General features: G+C 31.4%; 19 protein-coding genes. 11 read left to right on the forward strand and 8 right to left on the reverse strand.

Going from position 1 to position 17,019, the window contains the following annotated elements; translation table 11 throughout:
* The first annotated feature begins 1 nt into the window (after position 1).
* The 3 genes from RHP49_02235 to RHP49_02245 are packed head-to-tail and all read left to right on the forward strand — an operon-like array spanning position 2 to position 1,824.
* A complete protein-coding gene (locus tag RHP49_02235) occupies positions 2 to 1,219 on the forward strand; it encodes an ABC transporter permease (protein WNH13079.1) in 1,218 nt (405 codons plus the stop codon).
* A 16-nt stretch (positions 1,220 to 1,235) separates the two neighbouring features.
* Positions 1,236 to 1,451: a hypothetical protein gene (locus RHP49_02240; protein ID WNH13080.1), complete on the forward strand. Its 216-nt coding sequence runs from the start codon at positions 1,236 to 1,238 to the stop codon at positions 1,449 to 1,451.
* Between the two features lie 7 nt (positions 1,452 to 1,458).
* A complete protein-coding gene (locus RHP49_02245; protein WNH13081.1) occupies positions 1,459 to 1,824 on the forward strand; it encodes a hypothetical protein in 366 nt (121 codons plus the stop codon).
* A 64-nt stretch (positions 1,825 to 1,888) separates the two neighbouring features.
* On the opposite strand, the gene RHP49_02250 is transcribed toward RHP49_02245, so the two are convergent.
* The 4 genes from RHP49_02250 to RHP49_02265 form a co-directional block, all read right to left on the reverse strand.
* Positions 1,889 to 3,610 carry a PAS domain-containing sensor histidine kinase gene (locus RHP49_02250; protein WNH13082.1) on the reverse strand — a complete coding sequence of 574 codons (1,722 nt, stop codon included), beginning with the start codon at positions 3,608 to 3,610 and terminating at the stop codon, positions 1,889 to 1,891.
* A 4-nt stretch (positions 3,611 to 3,614) separates the two neighbouring features.
* On the reverse strand, positions 3,615 to 6,578 hold the full coding sequence (locus RHP49_02255) for a CheR family methyltransferase (protein WNH13083.1): 2,964 nt from the start codon (positions 6,576 to 6,578) through the stop codon (positions 3,615 to 3,617).
* A gap of 368 nt (positions 6,579 to 6,946) precedes the next feature.
* Positions 6,947 to 7,435 carry a hypothetical protein gene (locus RHP49_02260; GenBank protein WNH13084.1) on the reverse strand — a complete coding sequence of 163 codons (489 nt, stop codon included), beginning with the start codon at positions 7,433 to 7,435 and terminating at the stop codon, positions 6,947 to 6,949.
* Positions 7,436 to 7,471: 36 nt separating this feature from the next.
* Positions 7,472 to 7,861 (reverse strand): hypothetical protein, encoded by a 390-nt coding sequence (locus tag RHP49_02265; GenBank protein ID WNH13085.1) that lies wholly within the window; start codon positions 7,859 to 7,861, stop codon positions 7,472 to 7,474.
* A gap of 131 nt (positions 7,862 to 7,992) precedes the next feature.
* Between RHP49_02265 and RHP49_02270 the strand changes: the two genes are divergently transcribed.
* The 6 genes from RHP49_02270 (at position 7,993) to RHP49_02295 (ending at position 12,320) form a co-directional block, all read left to right on the forward strand.
* Entirely contained in the window at positions 7,993 to 8,343 is a 351-nt protein-coding gene (locus RHP49_02270) for a carboxymuconolactone decarboxylase family protein (GenBank protein WNH13086.1), read from the forward strand.
* A 60-nt stretch (positions 8,344 to 8,403) separates the two neighbouring features.
* Entirely contained in the window at positions 8,404 to 8,790 is a 387-nt protein-coding gene (locus RHP49_02275; protein ID WNH13087.1) for a hypothetical protein, read from the forward strand.
* A gap of 148 nt (positions 8,791 to 8,938) precedes the next feature.
* The gene (locus RHP49_02280) at positions 8,939 to 9,439 is read left to right on the forward strand and encodes a hypothetical protein (protein ID WNH13088.1); all 501 of its coding nucleotides are present in this window, start codon (positions 8,939 to 8,941) and stop codon (positions 9,437 to 9,439) included.
* A gap of 318 nt (positions 9,440 to 9,757) precedes the next feature.
* Positions 9,758 to 10,783: a trypsin-like peptidase domain-containing protein gene (locus RHP49_02285; GenBank protein WNH13089.1), complete on the forward strand. Its 1,026-nt coding sequence runs from the start codon at positions 9,758 to 9,760 to the stop codon at positions 10,781 to 10,783.
* 107 nt (positions 10,784 to 10,890) lie between these two features.
* Positions 10,891 to 11,547 (forward strand): BON domain-containing protein, encoded by a 657-nt coding sequence (locus RHP49_02290; GenBank protein WNH13090.1) that lies wholly within the window; start codon positions 10,891 to 10,893, stop codon positions 11,545 to 11,547.
* Between the two features lie 2 nt (positions 11,548 to 11,549).
* Positions 11,550 to 12,320 (forward strand): exodeoxyribonuclease III, encoded by a 771-nt coding sequence (locus tag RHP49_02295; protein ID WNH13091.1) that lies wholly within the window; start codon positions 11,550 to 11,552, stop codon positions 12,318 to 12,320.
* A 10-nt stretch (positions 12,321 to 12,330) separates the two neighbouring features.
* Here the strand turns inward: RHP49_02295 and RHP49_02300 are convergent, their stop codons facing one another.
* Complete coding sequence (locus RHP49_02300; protein ID WNH13092.1) at positions 12,331 to 13,338, reverse strand: 2-hydroxyacid dehydrogenase; 1,008 nt, start codon at positions 13,336 to 13,338, stop codon at positions 12,331 to 12,333.
* 179 nt (positions 13,339 to 13,517) lie between these two features.
* On the reverse strand, positions 13,518 to 13,967 hold the full coding sequence (locus RHP49_02305) for a pyridoxamine 5'-phosphate oxidase family protein (protein WNH13093.1): 450 nt from the start codon (positions 13,965 to 13,967) through the stop codon (positions 13,518 to 13,520).
* Between the two features lie 125 nt (positions 13,968 to 14,092).
* On the opposite strand from RHP49_02305, the gene RHP49_02310 reads away from it, so the two are divergent.
* Positions 14,093 to 14,827: a TIGR00730 family Rossman fold protein gene (locus RHP49_02310; GenBank protein ID WNH13094.1), complete on the forward strand. Its 735-nt coding sequence runs from the start codon at positions 14,093 to 14,095 to the stop codon at positions 14,825 to 14,827.
* 2 nt (positions 14,828 to 14,829) lie between these two features.
* Here RHP49_02310 and RHP49_02315 read toward each other — a convergent pair whose 3' ends face one another.
* Complete coding sequence (locus RHP49_02315; protein WNH13095.1) at positions 14,830 to 15,189, reverse strand: hypothetical protein; 360 nt, start codon at positions 15,187 to 15,189, stop codon at positions 14,830 to 14,832.
* A gap of 70 nt (positions 15,190 to 15,259) precedes the next feature.
* The gene (locus tag RHP49_02320; GenBank protein ID WNH13096.1) at positions 15,260 to 15,670 is read right to left on the reverse strand and encodes a hypothetical protein; all 411 of its coding nucleotides are present in this window, start codon (positions 15,668 to 15,670) and stop codon (positions 15,260 to 15,262) included.
* A 602-nt stretch (positions 15,671 to 16,272) separates the two neighbouring features.
* Here RHP49_02320 and RHP49_02325 point away from each other — a divergent pair.
* Positions 16,273 to 16,941 (forward strand): BON domain-containing protein, encoded by a 669-nt coding sequence (locus RHP49_02325; GenBank protein WNH13097.1) that lies wholly within the window; start codon positions 16,273 to 16,275, stop codon positions 16,939 to 16,941.
* The last annotated feature ends 78 nt before the right edge of the window (positions 16,942 to 17,019 follow it).

The raw sequence follows: 17,019 nt of genomic DNA on the forward strand, positions 1-17,019 counted from the left end.
AATGAAACAGCTATTTAAGTTATTTAAAGTCGCTTTTAAAGCCATCAATAAAAATAAAGGACGAAGCCTGTTAACTATGCTCGGAATTATTATTGGTGTGGCTGCTGTAATTATGACGATTTCTGCTGGCGAAGGTGCTACCAAACAAATTCAATCTCAAATATCTAATTTAGGAACAAACTTATTAATGATTTATACCAAGCACGAACATAGAGCAGGAGCAGATGTAAGAATGGGAAAACCAATTAATAAAAGGGATTTTGAAATTTTACAAAAAAATGCTGTTTGGATTTCAAAATTGTCGCCATTGGTCATATTTGGTGTCCAAGCCATTGGCCCTAACAACTATAAAACATCAGCTATTTATGGCGTATCTCATGAGTATTTTGATATTTTAAGTAGAGACATAGTTTCAGGAACTATTTTTAAAGAAGAAGATGTTAAAAATGCGAGTAAAGGTTGTGTTATAGGTCAGACCATTAAAGAGGAATTATTTGGAGGACTTGACCCAATTGGAAAACAAATAAGAATAGATAAAATTCCATTTACTGTAATTGGTTTATTAAAAGAAGAAGGCAAAGGCGCTATGGGACAAGATCAAGATGATCTTATTATTGCCCCATATACCACAGTTCAAAATAGACTTCATGGATATCACGGAGGCTATGATATGATTATGGCGAGCGCAATTAATGAAAATGCTATTGATGATGCCAAATTTGAAGCCACTATCTTAATGCGAGAAGCACATAAATTATTACCAACACAAGAAGATGATTTTGATATTACGACGCAAGTGGAATTACAAGAAATAACGGGTAACATTACTGGTATACTAACCATTCTTTTAGGAGCTATTGCAAGTATATCTTTAATAGTTGGAGGAATTGGTATTATGAATATTATGTTGGTATCTGTAACAGAACGCACTCGAGAAATTGGCACAAGACTTGCCATTGGAGCAAGAGAGAGTGATATATTAATTCAGTTTTTAATAGAAGCGATTACCCTAAGTTTAGTAGGTGGTATAATAGGAATTATTCTGGGTATTATAGGAAATCAGGTGGTCTATAAATTAACCAATTTTGTTATTCCTACATCTGTATCTTCTATTTTAATAGGTTTTGGGTTTTCTGTTTTTGTAGGTATAACATTTGGTTATTTTCCTGCAAGAAAGGCTGCCAAATTAAATCCAATTGACGCCTTACGTTATGAATAATCTAAAATTTTACACTATGAATAATTTAAAAAACATCTTAAAAGAAATCACACAGCTCACATTTAATATTGAAACCAATTATCCTGAGCTCTATCGCACGCTGGATGAGAACCCAATGACCATTCCTGCAACTGATCATCCACATATAGATAAAAAAATAATGGAAGACTATTTAGAGAGTCTAAAACAAATCCTTAAGAAATATTTAGAAACACAAAAAACAAATAATTAAACTGTTTATGGGAGAAATAGCGACATCAGACCGACAAATTACCTTGTTTTACAGCTCTAAATCTGTTAGAGCAAAACAAACTTTGGCATACGCCAAAGCCGAAGGATTACCGATTCAAGATATTGATATCTTAAAAGTAAAATTGACAGGAACACAAATCACAGAATTGGCAGATAGATTACATATAGAAATAAAAGATTTAGTTAACCAAGAGCATCCAGCATATACATCGCGTTTTGAGCATCATAATTTTTCTTCAGAAGACTGGATTAAGATGATAAGAAGCAATCCAGAAATCATGAAACAACCTATTGCATTAAGAGGCAAAAAAACTATTTTAGTAGAGACCCCAACCGATATTATTAAAATCTAGTTGTTAGATTATTTCACATAAAACATCAATCAATGCGGGTGCTTTTCAGATACACAATTCAAATTTAGGAATGCAAAGGAAGTGTTAATTTAAAGGTACTACCTTCACCAAGTTTACTAGTAAAAGAAATTGTACTATTAATTAGTTTGACGTAGTGTTTTACAATACTTAAACCAAGTCCTGTTCCTTGAATATTGACAGCATTTTTTGCTCTAAAGAATTTTGCAAAAAGATACTCTTGTTCTTTTTCAGGTATACCAATACCTTTATCTTCAATTTCTATATGCAAAACAGCATTATTTACATAAGTTCTAATTTGCACATCGGTTTTTGAATATTTTGTAGCATTAGAAATTAGATTTAACAGCACATTTCGCAAAATCTTTTTATCTACAAAAACCTCTATAGGACTTTTTTGAACGTAATTAATTTTTTGTTTCTCTTTTAGCATCCAACTAAATTCTTCAATTATATCAATAATGAATGCTTCTAAATCGAAAGTTTCTTTACTAGTTGTAACAATTCCACGTTCAAGCTTTTCCATAGAAAGAAAGTCTTCTAGTATACTCGTTAGCTGATTTACGGAAGATTCAATACGTTGTACATGCGGTCCTACTTTATCATATTGTTTTAACTCGTTATATTTATTAATTAAAATTGCTGAAGATAGAACACTAGTAAGCGGTGTCCGAAACTCATGTGAAGCCATAGAAACAAAGGCACTTTTCATTTCGCTTATAACTTTTTCCTTTTTTAATGCATCATTTAGTCCTTTGGTTCGCTCTTCAACAATTTCTTCTAACTCTTCGGTATATTTTTGCTGTCTTAATTCTAATTTTTTTCGTTCAGTAATATCTTCTCCTGCTATAAGGGTTCCTATAAGTTTATTATTGTCGTCCAAAAGTGTTACGTTAGTCCAAAACATTAAACGCAATTCATCATTTCTGCATTTTAGGAAGCTTTCAAAACAAGGATTTAGCAATCCGTTTTCATTCTCAATACTTTGATGAGAAAGCGGTACTCCATTAGTGCCTACAAAACTAATAAAGTTGTCAAACCAATGCTTTCCTAGTATTTCAGAACTTTCACACTTTAAAAGATCGCATCCTTTTTTATTAATCATTTGCACCTTATACTGAGGGTCTATCAAAAGAAAAACAACAGGTGCCAGATTAAGGTATTCTTGTATTTTCTCTTTTTCCTTTTGTAAACTTTTATGTTGTAATTGTAAAATTTCGGCTTCTTTGAGTTCCGTAATATCTATTAATGATACTCTGCAAACTGTATCATTCGTTTTTTGATTTTTTGTAATAGCTCCTTGAAGTAAAGCAGTAAAGCTACCTTTGGTTTTGTGCTTAATCTCAATTTCAAAAGAATGCAGTATCCCAGTTTCAAAGGCTTTTCTCAGATTTAAAAATAATGTTCGTGATTCTCCATTTGTAATATATGCAGAAAATGGTTTTTCGATAAGAAAAGAACGTTCTATACCCAATAAATCACAGGCTGTAAGATTGATGTTTTTAATAATCGCCTTTTCATCTAATACCAAATAGCCTATTGGTGCAAAATCAAATAAGTCTGTGTATTGATCACGTATTTCCTCTAGTCTGTGCTGAGTTTCCCGCAACTCTTCATTTTGCATTTCTAGCTCTACCTGATGCACTTCTAATTCATGAAGCAAGGATTTAGATTCCTCTAAAGTAAGGTTTTCTATTACATTAGATTTTTCTCTAATTTTTGCTTCTGCCTTAGCACGTAAATTATTTTCCGCAGAGCTTTTAGACATTTTTTTATTCCTTTATAAACTGTTCTGTTTGGACTTCTCTAAGTTCTGTAACATCGGTTGAAGTACAAGCTATACCATTAATAATTTTGTTTTCATACAAAGGTCTAACCGTTAAATCGTAGCGCTTAATTTGGCCACCCATTTCTATTGAAACTGTTTGTCGGATTGACTCACCTGTTTTTAGGACTTTTTTCTTTATTTTTTCAAGTTTTTTTGTGTCTTTTTCTGTAAAGAAATCCTTATCTGCTTTTCCTTCAATATTTCTATATTTAATTTCTGGATACATATTTGCAATACCTGTATAAATAAGATTTTTATCTTGTGTATACACAATAGTCTTGGTTGATTCCAGCAAATGCTCATAATTTTCTTTGATCTTATTTAACTCTTCTGCTAGTGTTTTTTCTACTGTAATATCAACAAAAGTAATAACGACACCTTCTATTACATTTTGTGCAGTTCGATAGGGCATGATTTGCATTTGATACCAAATACCATCATGACTTTTTACAGATGTGGTAAATGAAGTAAGTTTTGCAAGTACATTTTTAACATCAGCCACAAGAGTATCATAATTAATATTAGAAGATAAATGCTCTAAAGGACGTCCTATATCATTTTGAATTAGGTTAATAATTTTAGACATAGATGGTGTAAAACGCTTAATTTTTAATTTATCATCCAGAAAAATAGTTCCTATTTCTGTACTTGCTAATAAATTATTCATATCGTCATAAGCTAAGGCAAGTTCGTCTATCTTACCTTGTAGTTCTGTATTTACAGTAACAATTTCTTCATTAACGCTCTGTAGTTCTTCTTTGGAGGTTTCTAGTTCTTCGTTGGTACTTTGTAATTCTTCATTACTTGATTGTAATTCTTCATTAGAAGATTTTAGTTCTTCGTTAGACACCTCTAATTGATCAATAGTAGATCTGAGATATTCTTTAGTGGTGTCAAGTTCTTGCCGTAAGGCGTTTACCTCAGAAACACTTTCTGGTTCCTCTTTTTTAACTTTAGTATGCTTTTCAATAATTGTATCTATGTCTTCAAAAACAATCATTAAGTGATCAATATCCATTGCTGATTGATTTAAAGGTCTCACAGAAAGCTTAATACTCTGAAAGTCACCATTTGTTTTTACTTTTATATTGGTAGTCTCTTCTAGCTTTTTGCTTTTTCTGGCTTTCGAAATGGTAGCGCGTAACTCTGCTTTAAGACCTTCTCTGGCCATATCTACAATATTTAAACTAGCTTCTCCGGGGGAAGGTTGCAGATATTTTCCAGTATTGCCCGAAAAATAGATGGCATCGCCTTTGTTATCAATAATTGTACAAGCAGGAGCATAATTCGCTAGCAAAAGACGCTGTGTAATCATGGCCAAATTATCTTGCTGAACTTTCTTGAGCATAGGAACAGCCGAAGTTTTTATGGTTGGTTTAGGATCTTGAAATTTATATCCTAGTTGAGGCATTTGGTCGGGCTTAAGATTTTTACGTTTGAAAAATTTATTTTTGCGATCAATCACTTCAAATGCATCAGCATAGTCTCCGAGAGATTCAGAATTACCTAAAAACAAAACGCCATCATCTCTTAAGGCATAATGAAAAATAGAAAACACCTTTTTCTGTGCTTCGATATTCAGATATATTAATAAATTCCTACAACTAATCATATCTAATTTTGAGAATGGCGGATCCTTCATTAGATTATGTTCTGCAAAAACAATTTGGTCTCGTATTTCTTTTTTAATGCGATAGTTTTGCCCTTCAACATAAAAATAAGAATGTAATCTGTCTTTTGCAACATCGGTTACGATAGTATCGGAATAGACACCTAGACGTGCAATACTAATAGCTTTTTCATCAATATCTGAAGCAAAAATCTGTACTTTTATATCCTTTTTTTGTTGAGAAATAACCTCATTAAAAATAATAGCAATAGAATAAGCTTCTTCACCAGTAGAACACCCTGGTATCCATATTCTTATAGTATCTCCATTAGATTTTTTTTCTATGATTTTTGGTATAATATCTTTCTTTAAATTTTCAAAGGGCTCTTTATCTCTAAAAAACCTGGTAACTCCAATAAGTAGTTCATTAAATAATTTTTGGACTTCTTCAGTATTTTTTTGGAGGTATTTAATATAATCTTCAAACTTGGTTATTTGGTTAATCGCCATACGCTTTTCAACGCGACGTATAACTGTGCTATCTTTATAATCACCAAAATTACATCCCGTTTCATTACGTAGTAAAATGAAAATTTTTTCTAATAGATCTTTAGTCTTAACAACTTCTAATGGTTTTTCTATGGGTTTTAAATTCCTGTTTTTAGAATATTTTATCAGCAGTTTTGGGATTTCTTTTATGGGTAATATAAAATCTTGTACACCTGCGGTTATAGCATTACGAGGCATACCATCATATTGGGCCGTTTTAGGATCCTGTACAATGGTTAGTCCTCCATGACCTTTAATATCTTTTAGACCCATTGTACCTTCTGTTCCTGTTCCTGACAAAATAATGCCAACAGCACGTACCCCCTGATCATTTGCTAATGAGCGTTGAAAAAAATCGATTGGCTTTCTAAATCCCCTTGGCAAAGAAGGTTCCATTAAATGCAAAATGCCATTAAAAATAGCCATATCCTTATTTGGCGGAATAATATAAACATGATCTTTTACGACTTCTGTACGATCTTCGACTTCACTAATTTCCATTTTGGTATACTTTTTAAGTAAGTCTACCATCAAACTTTTATGCGTTGGATCTAAGTGTTGTACAATTACAAAAGCCATTCCTGGTGCATCAGGTAATTCTGAAAAAAACGTCTTAAAGGCTTCTAGACCACCAGCAGATGCACCAATACCAACAATAAGAAATGTGTCTTCTTTATTTTGTATTGTTTTTTTATTTGATGCAACTATTTTAGTTGTAGCCTTTGGTGATGTACTTTTTCTTTTTGCCATGAAATCAGTTTCTTTATTGAACTAAAGGGTTGAGCAAATTACATTTTTATGATGTAATAAATATAATTATTCTGTATTAAATAACCCATTTTATTGGTTACTAACATTTCTAAATAGCTTTTAATAAAATTATCAAATCTATTCAGAAAAACAACTAATTTAATGCCTAATATGATGTATTAACCTCTGCTATTTATTGAAAAAAAATAGAAAAGGATATATTTTAAGTAAACACCTACCTTTAAAAAAGGTAGATACTTACTATCCAGATTAGTAATTTTCAATTTCAAAACAAAGATTTCGTTAATCTATTAATCTTGTGGGTTCGGTTTTTAAAAACTTAATAAAAACAATAGAAAACCTTATTATTATAACTTAGTTTCACCCTCAGATTCTAGTAGCCCTGGATGAAAACGCTTTAAAAAAGCATTACGGGAAGAATCCATCTTTTTTATCATTTTATCTAATTCAGAATGTTGACTTTGCCAATTTTTAAAGAAATAGTCTTCCTTAAAAAAATCACTCATAAAAAGAGAATCATTTTCTGGAAAATATGAAAAATCATCCTGCCATTTAAAAGGTGCGTTTTTATCAAAATAGCCTTTAAAGGAATCCATAATGCTATCTAAATTTACCCGAAGAGAATCACCCTCAATATTTGAGTATGACCATGAATAAATAGAATCGTACTTAATAAGATTACCAAACTCGTCATATTCTTTTTTAACATCCCAAGTTTCTTTAGGTTTAACAATTGTTGTATCCTGTTTATCATTTATGACTTGCGTGGTCTCTTTTTTTTGATTTTCACATGCTATAATATTCAAAACAAGTAATAAGATCAATACTTTTTTCATGATACGTTATTTTTAATTCAATTTTATATCGATTTTCTAATTCCTTCTACCCATTGTACTACTTGTGTTTGATCGACGACGTGTAGCATTATTTTCTCTGTGATATTCGCTTATATTATCACCACGATAGGTTTTTACCCGTACAAATCTGCTTCGGTTTAAATTAATAGCTCTGTATCGAGGTGGCAATACATTTACCCGTACCCAAACATTGTTATTTAAATAAATATAGTTTCTTAACGAGAGATCATAATAAATACTATACTCTGGAAAGTAAACATACCTAACCATCTCTACTCTATTTGGATAAAACCAAGGTGGCGGAGGTGTTTCAAGTCTAGATGACAGAACCACGGGACCACAACTTTCTATAGCTAAGGCACTAATGAGTACTAATAGCACCATTACATATCTTCCTTTTATCATAACACTAATATTTATGAGAACAAAGGAATTAAACAATCAAGACTACAGAAATGACCTGCGTCATTTTAAGTATTATTTAATTAAAATAGCTTTGTTAAGGACGTAAAATAATCACTTATAACTTCAAAGTCATGTTAAAAGATTATTCCAATAAATATAACAATCTTACCAAATTAATGGATGAATTGGGAACTAGAATTCCTGAGACGATGAAAGGGTTTAACGACCTACATGAAGCAAGTATTACAAAGGGCATTTTACCTTCTAAAACAAAAGAACTTATTGCACTTGGAATAGCTATTACAGTACGTTGTGATGGCTGTATCTCGTTTCATATACATGATGCTCTTAAAGCAGGAGCTACTTCTGAAGAAATCATGGAAACTATAAGTGTAGCTATACTTATGGGTGGTGGTCCTGCTCTAATATATGGTTGCGAAGCAATGGAAGCATTAGAACAATTTGTTGTTTTAGAACAGTAATTATCATAGAAAAAATCAGGTATAAAGTAATATATATACCAAAAGCCAATAAAATATATCATGGAAAAACAAATCATTTATAATTCAGATTTACATTTTGAACATAAGTTATGGCAAAGCGAACTTGCCTTTTGGGAAGACGAACTTAAATCGTTTAATAATAGGCTAAGCGAATTGGTAACGCGATGGACTGATAAAAAATTCCTGGTGCAATTAGAACATTATCAAAACCAGTTTGTTATGCATGGAGCCGTTATAGACAAATTACAGGATAATATAGCCATGCACGAAGTTAATATGAGCGATCACGACATAAAAGGAGAAGACGTGCTGAACCATTCATTTGTTAAAAAACACATTGAATTTAGAAACAAAATGGAAACACAAAGACAGATTTATGCAGACTTAAAAAAGGAATTTTTCCATTTTCTTTCAAAGCATATGTAACAAGACAGAATCGAATAGAATATGATCCCTTTGCATTAAAAATGCTGAAAAATAAATTTTGAAATACGCATGTTAATAGCTTTATCATCCAAGGCAATAATTAATAGCGAACAGCAAGTGACCTTTAAAAAACAATAAATATAAACACATGAAAACACGAATAATATTCTTAACCATAACCGTTTTTATGGCAGGAATTCTTTTAACAGGCTGTGGGGAAAAATCTAAACAAGATGCAAAAGAAGTTAAAGAAGACTTAAAAGAGCTTAATAAAGACCTAAAACAAGGTGCAAAAGATACAGCCGAAGAAATTAAAATAGCTGTAAATAATGAATGGCAAAAGTTTAAAACAGCTTCAGAAAGCGCCATTGAGAATACCGAAAAAGAGATAAAAGATTTACGTGAAAAAATTTCAAAAACAAATAAAAAAGAGCGTGAGAAATTCACTAAACAACTTGATGAGTTAGAACAAAGGAATATCATTTTAAAAGACAAATTAAATGTACGCACTAGAAAATTTAAAGAAAACATGATTGAATTCAATGAAAAAGCAAAAGACAGCGAAAAAGAATTTGAACGCGAATTTGACCGCGATATGCAAGAGTTAAGCAATGCTTTAAAAGATTTATTTAAAGATAATGTAGATTAGAAACTATGGTTAGGATTATTGTTTGTTGCAGTTTGGATAAATTCTGATGTTGATACAACAAGTTTTATAAATTGGGTTATAGAAAACTTTCAGCAGTTACGCTATACGAGATTATAGTGTAGTTTATAACAGAGGTTTTTTTAAGGAATTTTTCCTATTGGGAATTGCAAGGTGATGTTTGAGATGCACAAAAAGACAAAGCAATAGCATTTTTTTGATGTAGTTATGACCAACTTTTATACGGGTTATTTAAAAACAAATCATTAAACGAAATATTGCTCAAATACAATTTTAAAGGCATAAATAACAGACATAAAAATGAAACCACTACCATACATTATCTTGTTGTTAATTACATTTTCAACAAAGGCACAAAACCTAGCAGAACTTTATAATGAGGTAAAATCTTCAGTCGTGGTTATTGAAATTTTAAACTTTACAACACAAGGTACTGGAGACCACAAAACATTAGTTGCATCTGCTATGCAAGGGTCTGGTGTTTTAATTTCAGAAGACGGATTAATCTGGACCGCAGCTCACGTCGTACAATCTGCAGAAGTACTTGGTGTACAATTTTTAGATGGAGATATTTATGAAGCAGAAGTATTATCTACTAACCCAATGGCAGATGTAGCACTCATTAAAATAAAAGATACATTTAATCTCAAAGAGAAAAAAGTAGCGACTATTGGTAATTCCGACCATGCACAAATAGGTGAAGACATCTTTGTTATAGGCGCTCCATTTGGACTAAAACATTCTGTAACCAAAGGAATTTTAAGTGGAAAACATCATCCTAAAGATCTTAACAATGGTTTTAGAAAAATTGAACTTTTACAAACTGATGCCGCAATCAATAAAGGTAGTTCTGGTAGTCCTATGTTTAATATGAAAGGTGAAATAATAGGTATTACAAGTAGTATTTATAGTGAATTAGGAAAATTTACTGGTGTTGGATTTGCTATTTCGTCTAATGCAGCTCAAAAACTACTTATGGAATCACCTAATTTTTGGACAGGAATGGAATCGGTACTTATATCTGGTGATTTAGCCAAGGCGCTTAATTTGCCACAAGAATCTGGATTGTTAATTATAAATTTATCTAGTAAGGGTATTATGAACAAACTTGGTCTTCAAGGTGGTACTATCCCTATAATCATCAAAGATATTCAGATTGTTATAGGTGGAGATATCATCTTAAATATTGCGGGTATTAAAATTGAAGATATTGATTTCCCCGACTTGGTAAAGCAAAAAATAGACACCTATAAAAAAGGTGAGAAGATTCCAATAACATTTTTAAGAAACGGAAAAATAGAGGTTATTGAGTTTATAAAAGAATAGCAACAGATATAAATCTAAAATACTGTATTAATATGCTTTACATCATTTTAATTCCTGTTTTCTATCCGAAATTTTAAATATAATTGTATAATTTAAAATAACAAGCAATGAGAACAGATGCGCAAATAAAACAAGATATTTTAGATCAATTAGAATTTCAACCTAATATTGAAGAAACCAAAATTGGTGTGGTAGTTAAAGATGGTGTAGCATTACTTACTGGTTCGGTGTTTTCTTATGCCAGTAAAATTGCAATCGTAAAAGCCATAAAAAAAGTAGCTGGTGTAAAAGGTATAGCCGAAGGCATTAAAATAGGCTACATGTCGAATCTTAATAAAACTGATACCGAAATAGCAAATTCAGCAATTAAAGCTATAGAATGGCATACTTCGATACCTAACAATAAAATTATTATTGAGGTAGATAATGGTTGGATTACACTTTCAGGGGAGTTAGAGTGGGCTTATCAAAAAGATGCAGCAAGACGAACCGTAGAATATTTATCTGGTGTAAAAGGGGTAACAAACCATATTACTTTTAAACAGACCTCTATTCATCCGAAAGACATTAAGAAAAAAATCACTAAAGCCTTTGAACGTTCTGCTATGATTGATGCGTTAGGTATTGCTGTTGAAACAACAGATCATGCTGTAAAATTAACAGGTAAAGTCCGATCAATCGCAGAAAAAGAGGCCGCACAAAAAGCAGCTTTTAATGCGCCTGGAGTCTATGCCGTACAAAATGAATTAAAAATAGAATATTAAAGATGATTATTATTTCTTGGAATGTAAATGGAATAAGAGCCATTATAAAAAAAGGTTTTTTTGAGAATATCAATAAAATGAAACCAGACATACTTTGTATACAAGAGACTAAAGCACAAGATAACGAGGTATTGAAAGCTTTATCACCAATGTCTAATTACAACGTATACATTAATTCGGCAACTAAAAAAGGATATTCTGGCACTGCTATACTTTCTAAAATAAAACCTATAGCAATAACTAATGATATGGGTATTGAAGAACACGACAATGAAGGCAGACTAATCTGTGCCGAATACCTGAATTTCTTTTTGGTTAACGTTTATGTTCCCAATTCTGGGCAACAACTTGAGAGGCTTAGTTACAGAAAGCAATGGGATATCGATTTTCTTACTTATATAAAAACATTAGAAAAATTAAAACCTGTAATTATTGCTGGCGATTTTAATGTGGCTCATCAACCCATGGATTTAAAAAACGATAAAGCCAACTATAACAAAACAGCTGGTTATACCCAAACGGAAATTGATGGAATAAGTCATATGATAAACAACGGTTTTGTAGATTCATTTAGACATTTACATCCTAATCAAGTAGCTTATACCTATTGGAGTTATCGTTTTAATGCCAGAGCACTAAATACAGGATGGCGTATTGACTATTTTTTAATGAGTAAATCATTGCTTAAAAATATTAAGTCAGTTGAAATATTATCTCAATATTATGGATCAGACCACTGCCCTATTCATTTGAGTGTGGAATTACAAAATTGAATTAGAAATTTTATGCTATGCTCTCTTTCTTTGTTAATTCATTTTCTGTCTCTTTTCCTGCTTCCCAACAGTCTAAATTATAGATTGTAGTTTCTGCTATATTAGTTAAAGCTTCATCTGTTAAAAAAGCATGATGACCTGTAATTAACACATTAGGTCTGGCATTTAGCGCTATTAATAAATTATCATCTGGAATATTAAGAGAATGATCACTAAAGAAAACACCTTTTTCCTTTTCATACACATCTATACCTAAAGCGCCAATTTTTCCATTTTTTAAACCTTCAAGAACATCTTCCGTTTTAATAACAGCACCTCTAGCAGTATTTATAAGAATAACACCTTGCTTCATTTCAGAAATTAATTCTTTATTTATGAGTTGATGAGTATCTGTATTTAAAGGCACATGTATTGAAATGACATCAGCTAATGCACATAGTTCTTTAAGAGTGGTATAACGTAACTTATAGTTAGTAACTAACTCAGCATTTTGCTCAATATCATACCCCAAAACACAACAACCAAATCCATGCATTATTTTGGTCATTACTGCACCTATTTTTCCAGTGCCAATAATACCAACTGTTTTGGCATTTAGATCAAAACCAATAAGATTATTGAGATTAAAATTAAAGTGTTTTACTCTTAGATTAGATTCTATTAATTTTCTATTAAGTGCTAATAATAACCCTACAGCATGTTCTGCTATTGCATTAGGCGAATATCCGGGTACATTTGCTACTCTAATCTTTAACTTTGTTGCTGTTTTTATATTCACATTATCATAACCAACAGATCGAAGAGTTATATATTTTACACCAAAATCTCTAAGCTTTTCAATAGTAACAAAACAAGCTTCATCAGAAGAGAATATAGATATGGCATCATAGCCTACTGCCTTCATCGCTGTTTTGGATGATAAGGCTTCTTTAATAAAGAATAACTTATGTTTTTTATTATTAGCGTATTCCAAATATGGAATTTCAAAATCTTTGGAGCTGAACACAAGTACTTTCATCTATTTAGGTATATTGTTTTTTTACTATCAGAAGTTGTTTGTTACTAACGATTAAGTTGGACATATTACTTTTAACAAAATCATTTCTTAATAAATTAAAGATTAAAGTAAATTAGACATCTAGTTAAAACCTCTTCTCTAATAAGGTTACTCTTTTAATTTAACAACCCTTTAATTAATTACGTCTTTTCGTACCGTCCTGTTTTCTTTGTCAGTTCAATTCTATACACAACCCCTTTCATGGCTTCAACGGATTTTTGGTGTGAGTCGCTCATTGCATGGCTAATTGTGGTTTCGCCAGTCATTAATGGCATTATAGTATCCATCAATATTTTCATACCTTGTTTGCGCTGTTCGGGCGTTATTAATTCTTCAAATTTTCCCCAAGCAATTACGCTTCTCCAATTACTCATGTTTTCCATAACATCGACTTCAAAACAGACCATAGGATTTTTTCGCATCATCTTAATTTTTAGTCCTTCTTTGGTATGACCGTAAATATATTTTCCGTCATAAGCATAGGTTATAGGCACTACATAGGTTCTATTATCTGCATGGCAACCTATTCTGCCAATAATTAAACTGTGCAATACGTATTCTATTTGTTTGCTATTTAGGTCGCCTAGCATAATTATTAAATTCTGAATAGATTATAATAATGCACAAAATAAGATGAAAAAATAATTCCAGAAATGATCTTCATCAGTTGAAAATTGAGATACGCTTCCTATTTTTGATAAACTATCCTTTATTAATGAAATATAATCATCGCGAAGCACAATTTCTTGGTGGTAAAAGAAGCCGATTCAAGGAATTAATAAGTTTGCTTTCTATAGTATCTGAGTTTATTCATGGCTTTAGAAAACTACATTATGTAAAGCCGTGTATTACATTTTTTGGCTCTGCCAGATTTAAAGAGCATAACTTATATTACCAACAGGCAAGAGCACTTGCACAACTAATTGCTAAAAAAGGATTTACGGTTATGACAGGTGGCGGACCTGGTATAATGGAAGCTGCAAATCGTGGTGCAAAAGATGTTTCTGGCAAGTCCATTGGCTGTAATATAAAATTACCCGAAGAACAGAAACCCAATCCTTATCTAGATTTTAATATTACAATGAACCATTTTTATGTTAGAAAAGTATTGCTACTCAAATACTCGTATGCATTTGCTGTGTTCCCTGGTGGGTTTGGCACTTTGGACGAGCTTTTTGAAACACTAACACTGCTTCAAACTAATAAAATACACAATTTCCCAGTAGTGCTATTTGGTAAGGATTATTGGTCTAAATTGCTAGAACAAACAAAAGTTATGGAAGCGCTTGGAACGATTTCGGAAAAGGATTTAGATTTATTCCTAGTTACCGATTCTGTTACAGAAGGCATGAACTATATCAATACAAAATTAGATATAAAATTAGACGCACCTAGTAAAATTAAGACATCTAAAAACAGATGGTGGTTTGGCGAAAAACAAAGTTTATAACACTAAAAACTATTTTCTAAATACTGTTGCAAAACTTCTACTTGAAACTCGCCAACAACAGATAAATTTGGGTCTGCATTCATAAGTACTAAACCATAACCCAAATGAGAGAGTTTACAGTCCTCAATAACACTATGATTTATTCCACTAAAAACAGGCATAAAATGTGCATTTGTTTCTATTCTAGAAGCATTTGCAATTTTTATGGCAGCAACAACAGCCTCTGAAATTTGTTTTGGGGAGAGCCCTTTATCTAGCAAATCACTCGCTAAATGTTTCATATTTAAAATACGATAAAAATCCATAAAATTAAGGATAGCATCAGCCTGATCATATTTTCTAGCATATATTAATAGTTCCATAGTGTATAGCCTTTTTGAGTTCGTATTTTTTTATTTTCTCATATTAAATCAATATCTAGTTACATTTAATTCAAATAGTTTTCACATAATCGAAAACAATCTTTTTAAATTGATTAAAATTACTTTTAAAAGTATTCATCCTACCTAAAAGATGATGGTGTTTGTCTCTATATTGTCCATCTGACAGACCTTTTTCTCCTTGTTCTAATTTAGATAGCATTCTTTCGTGAGACATAATATCATCTTCAAAATCATTAAAAAGATCCTTGTGGATTTTATCTAAATTCTTCAGCATCTCTGCATATTCTTGCTTACTTGCTTCAGCAGACACTTTTTTCTTTAATAAATTATCAAAAAATCGGACCTCATCTTTCCAAAATGCAATAGTCTCTAACCATTCTTTAGTTTCAAAATGTAAAACGTCTAATCCTGCACCTAATAAAAATTGTGCTTTTAGATTTTTATTTGCTGTAGTGTCCATAATTATATGTTTTAAGTTGTTGTTGTTTTTCTTAAATCTTGTAATTTTTCGTTGTGAATCTCAAAAGTGCGTTTACTACCTTGCTACACCTATAACGTGTAATTGGTATTTCTGCTTGAGTACCACCAACAATAAAAGCAGCTCGTTGCCTTCTGCTTGCTCTATAACACTATTTAAACACACCTATTAATATCGTATTCAATTATTTACTTACAATTACATCTTCCACTAATCTACTTTTATACTTGGGGCAATTTCTTTAGTAGTTGTTCTTAAAAAAACACCTAACCTTCTTCTTTTTTAAATTCTACAAAATCCAGAAAAACAAACATAACACACAAGCTCAAGAGGCTTTTATTTTTGTTTTAGGAAAGGCAAGTGTTCATTTGTTTTTATTCTGAAAATTTGTAATTCCGAGTTATAAAGGTGAGATACTATCCTTAATTACAAAATGACTTAGGTCATTAAAAAAGTAAGTCGCAGATAAAAAGACACCTAAATAAATGTTAAAATTATTTCGACTGATTCAGGTCATTTCCAGACACTTACAATCCGTATACATTTAGATTATAATTTATTGTTTAATTAAAATCTTAAAAAAAATGAAAACAGATGCAAGAATTAGAGAAGATGTTTTAGACCAATTAGCTTGGGAATCTAATGTTGATGACAGGCAAATTGGTGTAGCCGTAGAAAATGGTGTTGTTACACTCTCTGGAGTAGTAGATAGTTACTCTACAAAAATGGCTGCAGAAAAAGCCACTAAAAAAGTAAGTGGTGTAAAAGCTGTGGTTGAAGACATTGAAGTAAAATATGGTGATTCTTTCAAAAAATCGGATAAAGAAATAGCTAAAGCTGCTGTAAATGCTTTAAAGTGGAATATGTCAGTTCCAGATGACAAAATAATGGTTAAAGTAGATGATGGTTGGATTTATCTGACTGGAGAGGTTAAATGGGACTTCCAAAGAAATGCAGCCAAAAAAGCAGTTGAAGATTTACTTGGTGTAAGATATGTGTCTAACAATATTACTTTAAAACAAAATATAGAAGCAACAGACATAAAAAACAAAATTAAAAAAGCGTTTGAACGCGCGGCAGATGTTGATGCTAAACATATTTCGGTTGAAGTAGATGGACATACAGTAACGTTAAGAGGAACAGTACGCTCCTTAGCTGAAAAAGAAGAAGCACGCAAAACAGCTTATGCTTCGCCTGGAGTTTACAACGTAAATAACAAAATAAAAGTAGAGTTTTCTCCTACTTATGCATAAGCGTTATATCTTAATTTCCAGTCTTATTTATTAATTTAAAAAACAGCTTCAATATTACACTGAAGCTGTTTTTTTTTA

The sequence above is a fragment of the Flavobacteriaceae bacterium HL-DH10 genome (assembly GCA_031826515.1).
Classification (GTDB): domain Bacteria; phylum Bacteroidota; class Bacteroidia; order Flavobacteriales; family Flavobacteriaceae; genus Thalassobellus; species Thalassobellus suaedae.

What these genes read in the sequence shown, in the direction of transcription:
- RHP49_02325 (WNH13097.1), top strand. Translation starts at nt 16,273, where the DNA reads ATGAAAACAGATGCAAGAATTAGAGAAGATGTTTTAGACCAATTAGCT.
- RHP49_02305 (WNH13093.1), bottom strand. Translation starts at nt 13,967, where the DNA reads ATGCTAGGCGACCTAAATAGCAAACAAATAGAATACGTATTGCACAGT.
- RHP49_02295 (WNH13091.1), top strand. Translation starts at nt 11,550, where the DNA reads ATGATTATTATTTCTTGGAATGTAAATGGAATAAGAGCCATTATAAAA.
- RHP49_02260 (WNH13084.1), bottom strand. Translation starts at nt 7,435, where the DNA reads ATGAAAAAAGTATTGATCTTATTACTTGTTTTGAATATTATAGCATGT.
- RHP49_02240 (WNH13080.1), top strand. Translation starts at nt 1,236, where the DNA reads ATGAATAATTTAAAAAACATCTTAAAAGAAATCACACAGCTCACATTT.
- RHP49_02290 (WNH13090.1), top strand. Translation starts at nt 10,891, where the DNA reads ATGAGAACAGATGCGCAAATAAAACAAGATATTTTAGATCAATTAGAA.
- RHP49_02280 (WNH13088.1), top strand. Translation starts at nt 8,939, where the DNA reads ATGAAAACACGAATAATATTCTTAACCATAACCGTTTTTATGGCAGGA.
- RHP49_02255 (WNH13083.1), bottom strand. Translation starts at nt 6,578, where the DNA reads ATGGCAAAAAGAAAAAGTACATCACCAAAGGCTACAACTAAAATAGTT.
- RHP49_02235 (WNH13079.1), top strand. Translation starts at nt 2, where the DNA reads ATGAAACAGCTATTTAAGTTATTTAAAGTCGCTTTTAAAGCCATCAAT.
- RHP49_02270 (WNH13086.1), top strand. Translation starts at nt 7,993, where the DNA reads ATGTTAAAAGATTATTCCAATAAATATAACAATCTTACCAAATTAATG.
- RHP49_02310 (WNH13094.1), top strand. Translation starts at nt 14,093, where the DNA reads ATGAAATATAATCATCGCGAAGCACAATTTCTTGGTGGTAAAAGAAGC.
- RHP49_02245 (WNH13081.1), top strand. Translation starts at nt 1,459, where the DNA reads ATGGGAGAAATAGCGACATCAGACCGACAAATTACCTTGTTTTACAGC.
- RHP49_02320 (WNH13096.1), bottom strand. Translation starts at nt 15,670, where the DNA reads ATGGACACTACAGCAAATAAAAATCTAAAAGCACAATTTTTATTAGGT.
- RHP49_02250 (WNH13082.1), bottom strand. Translation starts at nt 3,610, where the DNA reads ATGTCTAAAAGCTCTGCGGAAAATAATTTACGTGCTAAGGCAGAAGCA.
- RHP49_02275 (WNH13087.1), top strand. Translation starts at nt 8,404, where the DNA reads ATGGAAAAACAAATCATTTATAATTCAGATTTACATTTTGAACATAAG.
- RHP49_02300 (WNH13092.1), bottom strand. Translation starts at nt 13,338, where the DNA reads ATGAAAGTACTTGTGTTCAGCTCCAAAGATTTTGAAATTCCATATTTG.
- RHP49_02285 (WNH13089.1), top strand. Translation starts at nt 9,758, where the DNA reads ATGAAACCACTACCATACATTATCTTGTTGTTAATTACATTTTCAACA.
- RHP49_02265 (WNH13085.1), bottom strand. Translation starts at nt 7,861, where the DNA reads ATGATAAAAGGAAGATATGTAATGGTGCTATTAGTACTCATTAGTGCC.
- RHP49_02315 (WNH13095.1), bottom strand. Translation starts at nt 15,189, where the DNA reads ATGGAACTATTAATATATGCTAGAAAATATGATCAGGCTGATGCTATC.